8 protein-coding genes and 1 rRNA gene are annotated in these 9755 nt (G+C 69.7%); 2 read left to right on the top strand and 7 right to left on the bottom strand.

Annotated elements, in window-relative coordinates; genetic code table 11:
- Together rrf and AB0D85_RS26760 are read left to right on the top strand one after the other, a co-directional pair.
- Window positions 1–93, top strand: a 5S ribosomal RNA gene (gene rrf / locus AB0D85_RS26765); the annotation flags it as partial.
- Window positions 94–175: 82 nt separating this feature from the next.
- Complete coding sequence (locus tag AB0D85_RS26760) at window positions 176–745, top strand: GNAT family N-acetyltransferase (protein WP_362325024.1); 570 nt, start codon at window positions 176–178, stop codon at window positions 743–745.
- Here AB0D85_RS26760 and AB0D85_RS26755 read toward each other — a convergent pair.
- The 7 genes from AB0D85_RS26755 to AB0D85_RS26725 all read right to left on the bottom strand — a co-directional run bounded on the left by AB0D85_RS26755 (window position 742) and on the right by AB0D85_RS26725 (window position 9548).
- Window positions 742–2274: a type IV secretory system conjugative DNA transfer family protein gene (locus AB0D85_RS26755; RefSeq protein WP_362325021.1), complete on the bottom strand. Its 1533-nt coding sequence runs from the start codon at window positions 2272–2274 to the stop codon at window positions 742–744. The two genes, AB0D85_RS26760 and AB0D85_RS26755, sit on opposite strands and share 4 nt — an antisense overlap.
- 12 nt (window positions 2275–2286) lie before the next feature.
- Window positions 2287–3702: an ATP-binding protein gene (locus AB0D85_RS26750; protein WP_362325018.1), complete on the bottom strand. Its 1416-nt coding sequence runs from the start codon at window positions 3700–3702 to the stop codon at window positions 2287–2289.
- 14 nt (window positions 3703–3716) lie between these two features.
- Window positions 3717–5276 carry an SCO6880 family protein gene (locus AB0D85_RS26745; RefSeq protein ID WP_362325015.1) on the bottom strand — a complete coding sequence of 520 codons (1560 nt, stop codon included), beginning with the start codon at window positions 5274–5276 and terminating at the stop codon, window positions 3717–3719.
- A complete protein-coding gene (locus tag AB0D85_RS26740; protein ID WP_362325012.1) occupies window positions 5273–6628 on the bottom strand; it encodes a hypothetical protein in 1356 nt (451 codons plus the stop codon). The genes AB0D85_RS26745 and AB0D85_RS26740 overlap by 4 nt, the downstream gene beginning before the upstream one ends.
- Window positions 6618–7454: a hypothetical protein gene (locus tag AB0D85_RS26735; RefSeq protein ID WP_362325008.1), complete on the bottom strand. Its 837-nt coding sequence runs from the start codon at window positions 7452–7454 to the stop codon at window positions 6618–6620. The genes AB0D85_RS26740 and AB0D85_RS26735 overlap by 11 nt, the downstream gene beginning before the upstream one ends.
- 140 nt (window positions 7455–7594) lie before the next feature.
- Window positions 7595–7903 (bottom strand): hypothetical protein, encoded by a 309-nt coding sequence (locus AB0D85_RS26730; RefSeq protein ID WP_046732870.1) that lies wholly within the window; start codon window positions 7901–7903, stop codon window positions 7595–7597.
- 337 nt (window positions 7904–8240) lie between these two features.
- On the bottom strand, window positions 8241–9548 hold the full coding sequence (locus AB0D85_RS26725) for a S53 family peptidase (protein WP_362325004.1): 1308 nt from the start codon (window positions 9546–9548) through the stop codon (window positions 8241–8243).
- Window positions 9549–9755 lie beyond the last annotated feature (207 nt).

The raw sequence follows: 9755 nt of genomic DNA, 5'->3' as shown, positions 1-9755 counted from the left end.
ACGCCCGGTTACATTCCGAACCCGGAAGCTAAGCCTCACAGCGCCGATGGTACTGCAGGGGGGACCCTGTGGGAGAGTAGGACGCCGCCGAACAAATATTGGAAAAACCCCCGCATCGATCGATGCGGGGGTTTTTTGCGTTGAGGCGTGCGATCCGGGTGGCTACCGTGGCCGCATGACGGCGACGACCAGTGGTGACTACGTGACGCGTGCGATACGGGCCGATGAGTGGGAGGCGGTGAAGCGGCTTCGGCTCGTCGCCCTGCAGGACCCGGTGGCGGGTATCGCCTTCCTGGAGACCTACGAGGATGCCCTGGCCCGGCCGGATTCCTTCTACCAGGAGCGGGCGGCGCGGTCGGCCGAGGAGCCGAGCGGTGCGCGGCAGTTCATCGCGAAGGCGGCGGACGGGGAGTGGGTCGGGAGTCTGACCGTCCTCGTGGAGGAGGCCGGTGCGACGGACTGGGCCGGGCTTCCGGTCGAGCGCCGGCAGGGGCATGTCGTCGGGGTGTTCGTCCGGCCCGAGCACCGTGGGCGCGGAATCCTCAAGGTGTTGTTCGACGCCGGGGTGGCCTGGGCGCGGGAACAGGGCGCGGAGCGGGTGCGGTTGCTGGTGCACGAGGAGAACGCGCGGGCCCAGGGGGCGTACCGCAAGGCCGGGTTCGTGCCGAGCGGGGTGATCGTGCCGCTCGGCCAGGGGGACGAGGCGGAGAACGAGGTCGAGTTCGTGCTGGAGTGGCCGTCCTAGACCGGCAGTTCCCGGTGCGGCCAGCGGGAGCGGGCCTGTTCGTGGGAGCGGAGCAGGGCGAGGGTCGGCAGGCCCTGGTCGGTGCCCGTGGCGAGCAGGTCGGGGAGCTGGGGGAGCGGGGCCACGGCGGCGACGTCGTCCAGGACCAGGGTCAGTGGTGGGTCGAGCCGACCGGAGGATGACCGTTCGGCCACGCGCCGGCCGTGCTCGACCACGCTTGAGGCGAGGGCCGTCAGGAGGGGCATCGCGCCGGGATTGGTCCTGGGGTCCTCGATGGATTCACCGACCACATAAAGCGTGCCCCCTTCGTCGATGAAGGAATCCAGGGCGAGGGCATCGGATCGGTTGGGTGTGCAGGCCTCGCGGATGTTGACCGTGAACAGGGCGGCGAGGGCCCTGGCCGTCAGTTCCTGGGCGATGTCCCGGCGTTCGGGGTGCGAGGTGAGCGCGGCCTCGAGTTCGCCGGCCGAGCCGGGGGCCGCCTTCGGGTGGGTACGGAGGGTGCGTACGGCGTCCTGGATGCCGGTGCCCTGGGCCCAGCGGTGGACATGGCGGATCGTGCGGTTCTCCAGGGCGGCGGCGTGCAGATAGCTGCGCAGGAGGGTCTCGGCCGTGTCGGTGACCGCTTGGTCGATCTTCGCCGTGGGCTTCACGGGGGTGAGAAGGGCCCGGGCGCGGAGGATCGCCGTCTGCTTGTCCTGGCAGCCCGCCGTGGGGGACCAGTGGAAGCGGGCGGGGGTGTCGCAGAGGTGGTTCGGGTCGTAGAGGAGGACGGGGCCGAGCTTGGCTCTGGCGTCCTTCGTCTCCGACCAGAGGGCGGGGTTCGAGGTGACGACGAGGGCGGGGCCGGCCGCGTCGCGGATGGCCTGGGTCGCGGTTGCCCGGCGGCTGTCCCCGGGGGCGATATGGAGCTTGGTCCAGGTCCAGCTGCCCACCGGTTCACCGTTGGGGAAGGGATGGGCCGGGCTGCCGTTCTGCGCGGGGGCGATGAACTCGACGCCGGTCGCCGGGACGGCCGGACCGCCCGCACCGGCCGGAGCGTTCGGACCGGGCGTCTCCGGCACCGCCCGCTCGGCTTCCGTCTCCATGCGCGGCTCCGGTACCCCGGCCGTCGCCCTTCCGGTCGCCGCCGTACCGTGGCCGGCCGCGGCCGCCCGTCTTCTGCGGCGGCCCGCCCGCCACCGGGCCACCGTCCCCAGGACGAACACGGTGAGGACGAGCAGAACCATCAGCTGCCCGATGAACAGGCCCCAGAACAGCCCCCACCCCGACAGTTGGGACGCCGGGGTGTCCGGCCACGCGCCTGTGATGTCGTGCGGCTCCCCGATGAGGTGGCGCATCGCCGACGGGGTGTGGGAGAGGTTGACCGTCGACGGCCAGCTGCCCTGGGCGAACCAGGCCGCCAGTCCCGTCGCCGTCCACACCAGGACGGTGATGCCGAGCAGGAACCCGAGCATGCCGATGAGCAGGCCGTCGGGAATCCCGCCGCCGCCCTGCTGCTCGCGTTCCCGCCGAGGGTCCGGTCTCACGAACGGTCCTCCCTACGCCACCGTCGATTCGGAGTCGCCGAGGTGCTGCTCCACGAAGGCCGCGGCCCGCTGCTCCGCCTCCAGCTCGGCGGCGCGCAGGGCGTCGTCGGCGTCGGACAGGTCGGCGGACGACTCGGTCATCGCGCGGTCTGTGAAGACGAGGGGGCGTTCGGTCTCGGTGACCAGGTGTTTGACCACCTGGACATTGCCGTTGACGTCCCAGACCGCGATACCCGGGGTGAGGGTGGGGATGATCTCCACGGCCCACCTGGGCAGGCCCAGCACCCGGCCCGTGGCCCGCGCCTCGTCCGCCTTCTGGGCGTAGATCGTCCTTGTCGACGCCATCTTCAGGATCGCCGCCGCCTCCTTGGCCGCCGCGCCGTCCACGACGTCGGACAGGTGGTGGACGACCGCCACGAAGGACAGACCGAGCCGCCGGCCGAACTTCAGCAGCCGCTGGAACAGCTGGGCCACGAAGGGGCTGGCGATGATGTGCCAGGCCTCTTCCACCAGGAAGATGCGCTTCTTGCGGTCCGGGCGGATCCAGGTGTGCTCCAGCCACACGCCGACGATCGCCATCAGGATGGGCATGGCGATGGAGTTGCGGTCGATGTGGGAGAGGTCGAAGACGATGAGGGGGGCGTCGAGGTCGATGCCCACCGTCGTCGGGCCGTCGAACATGCCGCGCAGGTCACCGTCGACCAGGCGGTCGATGACCAGCGCCACGTCCAGGCCCCACGCGCGTACGTCGTCTATGGCGACGTTCATCGCCTCGGCCGACTCCGGCTCGGGGTGCCGCAGCTGCTCGACGATGTCCGTCAGGACGGGTTGGCGGTCGAGGATCGTCTCGTTGACGTACGCGTGCGCGACCTTGAGGGCGAAGCCGGAGCGTTCGTCGAGGCCGTGGCCCATCGCGACCTCGATGATGGTCCGCAGCAGCGCCAGCTGGCCGGTGGTCGTGATCGCCGGGTCCAGGGGGTTCAGCCGGATGCCGTGGTCCAGGGCGGCCATCGGGTCCAGGCGGATGGGTGTTATCCCCAGCTCTTCCGCGATGAGGTTCCACTCGCCGACGCCGTCCTCGCCCTGCGCGTCCAGGACGACGACCTGGCGGTCGCGGAAGCGCAGCTGCCGGAGGACGTAGGTCTTCTCCAGGGCCGACTTGCCGTTGCCGGACTCGCCGAGGACGAGCCAGTGCGGGGCCGGGAGCTGCTGGCCGTAGAGCTGGAAGGGGTCGTAGATGTACCCCTTGCCGGAGTAGACCTCGCGGCCGATGATCACGCCCGAGTCGCCCAGGCCGGGGGCGGCCGTGGGGAGGTAGACCGCCTGGGCCTGGCCGGTGGAGGTGCGGACGGGTGAGCGGGTCGTCTCGACCTTCCCGAAGAGGAAGGACGTGAAGGCTTCGGTGAGGACGGACAGCGGGTCCCTCATCAGCGCATCAGCCTCTACCTTCGGATTCCGGTGGCGAAGGGAAGTGTGTTCACGAAGGCGCGGTGGTGCTCGCGGTCGCACCACTCCAGTTTCAGATACGACTTTCCGGCGGACGCCCTTATCGTGCGCTTGTCGCGGTTGAGGGCCTCCGGGGAGCGGGAGGAGACCGTGATGTAACCGACCAGGTTGACGCCGGCCGCGCCGCTGGCCAGGTCCTCGCCGCGCTGGTCGAGGCGGTTGTGGGCGGCGATGTCGCGGGGGTCGACGGTCCGGTTCATCTTGGCGGCACGGGAGGCCTCGGCCTCGTCGTTCGTCTTCTCGGTCAGCATGCGCTCGATGGCGACCTCGGTGGGTTCGAGGTCCATGGTGACGGCGACCGTGCGGATGACGTCCGGGGTGTGGACCAGGAGGGGCGCCAGGAAGTTGACGCCGACCGGGGTCATCGGCCACTCCTTCACCCAGGCCGTGGCGTGGCACCAGGGCTCGCGGGTGCTGGACTCCCGGGTCTTGGCCTGGAGGAACGTCGGCTCCATGGCGTCCAGTTCGGCCGGCCAGGCGTTGCGCTGGGTCATCGCCTGGAGATGGTCGATGGGGTGGTCCGGGTCGTACATGGAGTGGATGAGCGAGGCGAGACGGCCCTGGCCGAGCGGCTGTCGTACCCGGATGTCCGCCTCCTGGAGGCGGGAGCAGATGTCGGTGAGCTCGCGGGCCATGACGACGGCCAGACCGGAGTCGCGGTCCAGCTTGCGACCGGCCTGGGGGCGGGCCGCGCGGGCCATGGCGTGGGCCTCGGCGGCCAGTTCGCGCGAGTAGTGCATACAGGCGACGAGGTACGCGCGGTGCTGCTCGCTGCTGGTGGAGACCATGGACTGGAGTTGGTCGTAGGAACGGGCCAGCCAGTCGGGGGCCTTCTCGTCGCCGCGCTGGCTGACGTCCTTGGCGTGGGCGTCGGGGTCGGCGGGGAGGGTGCGGGCGAGCATCTGGAGGCGGGTGACGAAGCCGTCGCCGTTCGCCACGTGCTTGAGGAGGGTGCCGAAGCGGTCGACGAGGGCTTCCTGGTCCTCGGAGTCGCGCAGGCCGACGCCGGGGCCCTCGATCTCGATGGCGGCGGTGACGGTCTTGCGGTCCGCGTGGAGGAGCACGGCGATCTCGTCGGGGCCGAAGGGTGCGGCGAGCCAGCTGATGCGGCCGATGCCGGGCGGGGGGCCGATCTCGACCTCGCGGCCGTCGATGCGGGTGCCGGCCTCGGCGGCGGTGGAGCGGTAGACGGTGCCCGCCCTGAGCGTCCTCTTGTAACTGCGGTTGATCTCGAACCACTTGTAGAACGTACGGCGCTTGTACGGCACGTAGACCGCCGCGAGCGCGAGCAGCGGGAAGCCCATGAGCAGCACGATGCGCAGGGAGAGGATCGGGACGAGGAGCCCGCACATCATGCCGAGGAACGCGCCGACGATGATCAGGCCGATCTCGCCGGACTCACGGTTCCGTCCGACGATCGCGTTCGGCCGGGCGCGGCCGATGAGATACGTACGGCGGGGCGTGATCGGATGGGACAGATGGGACTCGGTCGTCAACGCCCTTCACCTCCCGAGCTGTTGTTGCGGGTGTTGCCGGCGTGCGGGCTGTTCGCCGGGCTGGGCGCGCGGGGTGCGGGTGCGGCGGAGGGGACAGATCCGCCGCCACCACCGTTCGAGGTGCGCGTGCTGTGCGCGGCGACGCCGCCCGAGGCCGGGTTGGACGGGCGGGGACCGGAGGCGGCGCCCCCGCCGCCCCCGCCGCCGTTGTTGTCGGCGCGGGCGCTGTGCGTCCTGATGCCCTGGGCGACGAGGTTGGCGGGGCTGCTGATGACGGCCGCGGCCTTGCCCTCGGCGCCCTGCATGATGCGGTTGTTGCGGCCGGCCGCGATCTCGTCGCCGAAGCCGGGGACGAAGCGGTAGATCATCGCGCTGGCGAAGATGGCGAGCAGGATGATGGCGAGGCCGGAGACGACGGCGGAGAAGGAGTCGGGGCCGCCGTCGGAGGACAGGGCGCCGGCGAGGCCGAGCACTATCACGATGACCGGTTTGACGAGGATCACCGCGATCATGATGCCCGCCCAGCGGCGGACGTGGCCCCACAGGTTCTTGTCGACGAGGCCGGCGTAGACGACGGTGCCGAGGAGGGCGCCGACGTAGAGCAGGGCGGCCCTGATGACGAGCTCCAGCCAGAGGACGCCGGCGGCGAGGATGCTCACCAGGGAGACGACGATCAGCATGATCGGGCCGCCGCCGATGTTGTCGCCCTTGTTGAGGGCGCCGGAGAAGGTGCCGAAGAACGTGTCCGTCTGGTCGCCGGTGGTCTTCGCGAGGACGTCGGTGACGCCGTCCGTGGCCGAGACGACCGTGTAGAGGATCAGGGGGGTGAAGGCGGAGGCCAGGACGGTCAGCCAGAGGAACCCGACGGCTTCCGAGATGGCGGTGGTGAGGGGGACGCCTCGCACCGCGCGCTTGGCCACGGCCAGCAGCCAGAGCAGGAGGGTCAGGATCGTCGACGCGGCGAAGACGACGGCGTACTGCTGGAGGAACTTCTGGTTGGTGAAGTCGACGTTGGCGGTCTCCTTGACGGCCGTACTGAGCTTGTCGACGGTCCAGGAGGCGGCCTTGGCACAGCCCTGCGCGAGGGAGGAGAGCGGGTCGAGGGTGGAGGTGAGGGGGTCGGTGGTGGTTCCGCCCGCGCTGCCGTGGTCCTTGTCGCAGAGATCCTTGGCCGGGCCGGTCAGCAGGCTGCAGGCGCTGTTGCTGGGCGATGGGCTGGGAGAGGGCGAGGCCGAGGTGGTGGCGGACGGCGACGGCGCCGCCACGGCATGGGTGGCCAGCAGTACGACGGCTGTCTGTACGGCGGTCACCATCGCGGTGACCTTGAGTAGGCGGCGCGGGCTACCGGGCATAAGTGAACCCTCCGTACTGCTCGACGGCCTTGCTGATGGCATCGGAGGTGGCGGCCTGGTCGTCGCCGGGAACCGGCGCCGGACCGTCCTTCTGGGTGTCCGTGCTGATCTTCCAGTCGCTGCCGGACCACTGGAGGTCGAAGGTCCAGGTCTTCCAGGTGGTGGTCACGGGGTTGGTCGAGGAGCTGCCCGACATGCCGATGAGCCCCATGTACCAGACGGAGATCTCGGCGCTGCTGTCGCCGTACTGCTCGGCCTTGGTGCCCACCGGGACCGTGCGGGACACGAAGGTGCTGCCCTTGGGAGCGTTGCCGTTGGCGTCGAGGCCGAGCGTGCTGAGGAAGCTCGTCGAGTACGCCGAGTCCATGGCGTTCTGGAGCTTGGCCGCCGCGGCCGACGTGTAGAGGCCGTTGACGATCCGGTGCCGGCTGTCCTTGTTGAACATCCCCGTCGAGCCCAGCGTCACCGCGTAGTTGGCCGCCGCGCTCTGTGCCCCCTGCGCACTGTGCGCGAACCCGGTCGGGATGCCCCCGCTCTTCGTCTCCACCGGCTTCGTTCCGCTCGCCGCCGTTGACGAGGTCGTCGGCTGGTCGGCGCTTCCGCCGCCGTTCCCGTTGGCCGTCGTCGACGACGAGTCGTTGCCGTCGCCTCTGTTCGCGAACGCGATCGCCGCGATGAGAAGGACGACCACGCCGACGACCGTGACCAGGCTCCGGGACGAGGAGCGGCCGCCGCGGCGGGACGCGCCGCCGTAGGGGTCGCCCTCGGGCAGGCGCGTGCGGGTGTGGCCGGTCTCCTGGTAACCGGGCTCGTCTCCGAGGCTCATGCCGGGTACTCCCCCTCCACGTCGTACCGGAACGCGTAGGAGTACGACGGTAGCCGTGCTGGTTCCCGCGCGGGCGCGGTGTTATGACTCGACATCAGGGAAACGCAACCTCGGAGCGGGGGAGAGGGAGGTTCAGGTCGCTAGACGGCCATGCCGTACACGATGGTGAACAGGGTGCCGAGTGAGCCGATGATGAAGACTCCGGTCAGGCCGGCGATGATCAGGCCCTTGCCCTGTTCGGCACTGAACGTGTCCCGGAGGGCCGTGGCGCCGATGCGCTGTTTGGCGGCTCCCCAGACGGCGATGCCGAGGCAGATCAGGATGGCCACGGCCATGACCACCTGGATCATCGTCTTCGCCTCGTTGCCCAGGCTGCCGAAGGGGCCCCAGTCCGGAGCGATCCCGCCGATGATGGTGTTGATGTCTCCCTTGTCGGCCGCATAGAACACGTAAGTCACCGCCCCTGGTGGGTAGTTCTCTTCACCCCTGCCGTGTGCAGAGGTCACGCATCATTCTCGCCGACAACGTCGCCGGAGTATGTCGACTTGACGTCATTGATTGGCAGGTTTCGTACGAAGGGCTCGTACGGTCACTCTGTGTATCACGGCAGGTCACGCCGGGCAATGAGGCCGGAGCGGAACCTGTCGTGTGGTTCCGTCGTTGACCTCTTTTATGTCCTGGTGGGGTTTTTGACGACCAGTCGGGTGAACGTCACCGTGATGATGTTCTCATGACGAACGGGCCGCGGCTGGTTGCCGCGACCCGTGGTGGGAGGTGTGCGCCGGACTAGTTGGCGAAGGCCGCGGTGCCTTCCGGTGTACCCCAGCCGGTCGGACCGTCGTAGCCGGTCTCGGCGGTGCAGAAGTACGCGGTCGAGCAGGAGCCGTTGTAGCCGCTCGTCACGTCGTTGAGGGACGAGGTGCCCGCGTAGTCGTAGGGGTACTGCGCCGGGTAGGTGCCGCTCGCCGGGGTGCCGGCCAGGGCGTAGACGCCGGCGATGATCGGCGCGGAGACGCTGGTGCCGCCGAAGGTGTACCAGCCGGCCGTGACGCCGTAGGAGTCGTAGACGGAGACGCCGGTGGCCGGGTCGGCGACCGCGGAGACGTCGGACTCCATGCGCTTGGTGCAGCCGGTGTCGGTCTGCCAGCTCGGCTTGGCGTCGTAGGAGGAGCAGCCGGAGCCGGTGCCCTCGGAGCTGGAGGTGCGCCAGACGGACTCGGTCCAGCCGCGGGTGCTGGTGGAGGTGGAGAGCTTGGTGCCGCCCACCGCGGTCACGTACTGGGAGGTCGCCGGGTACTCGGCGCCGTAGCCGCTGTCGCCGGCGGAGACGGTGATGGCGACGCCGGCGTGCTTGTAGTACGAGGTGTCGTACGACGTCTGGGAGGAGGACTCGGAGCCGCCGTAGCTGTTGGAGACGAACTTGGCGCCGAGGGCGACGGCCTCGTTCTCCGCGGTGCCGAGGTTGGCGTAGCTGGCGCTGGTGGCCTCGACGAGCGTGATGTTGCACAGCGGGCAGATCGCGGACGCCATGTCGAGGTCGAGGGAGATCTCCTCGGACCAGCCGGCGTCGGAGGAGGGCAGCGAGGTGGTGGAGCCGGTCTGGCTGACCTTCTTGAAGCAGCCGTTGGCCGTGGTGCAGGCGGACAGGCCGTAGTACGAGCGGTAGGTCGCGAGGTCCGACTCGGCGTTCGGGTCGTTGTACGCGTCGACGATCGCGATCGTCTCACCGGAGCCGTTGGAGGCGGCGGCGGAGGTCAGGCCGTAGGCCGACAGGAGGTTGGTCGGGCTGTAGCCGGACGGGGTGGAGGCGTCGGCTGCCTTGGGGGTGATGCCCGTCTTCGCGGCCTGCATCTTCTGGAAGGCGGTGAGACCGCCGGTGACGCGGTAGGACTTGCAGGTGAGGTCGCCCGTGTGCTTGGGGGTGGCACAGGGAGTGGCGACGTAGGTCACCTTGCCGGACGCAGTGGCGGCCGCGTCGGCCTGGACGGCGGTGCCGAAGCCGGCGAGGAGCAGTGCGGCCGTGGCCGCCGCTGCGGTGCCGATACGGCGCCAGCCACCGCGGATGGACGGTCTGTTGGGGGGAGTGGAACGCATACGTGCAGCCTCCTGATGTTCCTGAATGGGGTGGAACAGTACGAACAGGGGCAGTGCGGGTGCGAACTGGTGCGTTGTCGCCGGTACGGGTTCCCCGGCGGTCGGGCTGCGGCCCGCGAAGAGAATCCTTTGTTGAGTACGCGACAACAAGAGGTGACGGGAATCCTGACTTCCGCATTGCCGAACAGGGGCTTCGCGTGACCTGTC

This window comes from Streptomyces sp. NPDC048277, from assembly GCF_040652235.1.
In the GTDB taxonomy this organism is placed as follows: domain Bacteria; phylum Actinomycetota; class Actinomycetes; order Streptomycetales; family Streptomycetaceae; genus Streptomyces.
The sequence above is the reverse complement of the archived record's forward strand: the minus strand, read 5'-3'. Positions and strand labels throughout refer to the sequence as shown.

What these genes read in the sequence shown, in the direction of transcription:
- AB0D85_RS26740 (WP_362325012.1), bottom strand. Translation starts at nt 6,628, where the DNA reads ATGCCCGGTAGCCCGCGCCGCCTACTCAAGGTCACCGCGATGGTGACC.
- AB0D85_RS26725 (WP_362325004.1), bottom strand. Translation starts at nt 9,548, where the DNA reads ATGCGTTCCACTCCCCCCAACAGACCGTCCATCCGCGGTGGCTGGCGC.
- AB0D85_RS26760 (WP_362325024.1), top strand. Translation starts at nt 176, where the DNA reads ATGACGGCGACGACCAGTGGTGACTACGTGACGCGTGCGATACGGGCC.
- AB0D85_RS26735 (WP_362325008.1), bottom strand. Translation starts at nt 7,454, where the DNA reads ATGAGCCTCGGAGACGAGCCCGGTTACCAGGAGACCGGCCACACCCGC.
- AB0D85_RS26750 (WP_362325018.1), bottom strand. Translation starts at nt 3,702, where the DNA reads ATGAGGGACCCGCTGTCCGTCCTCACCGAAGCCTTCACGTCCTTCCTC.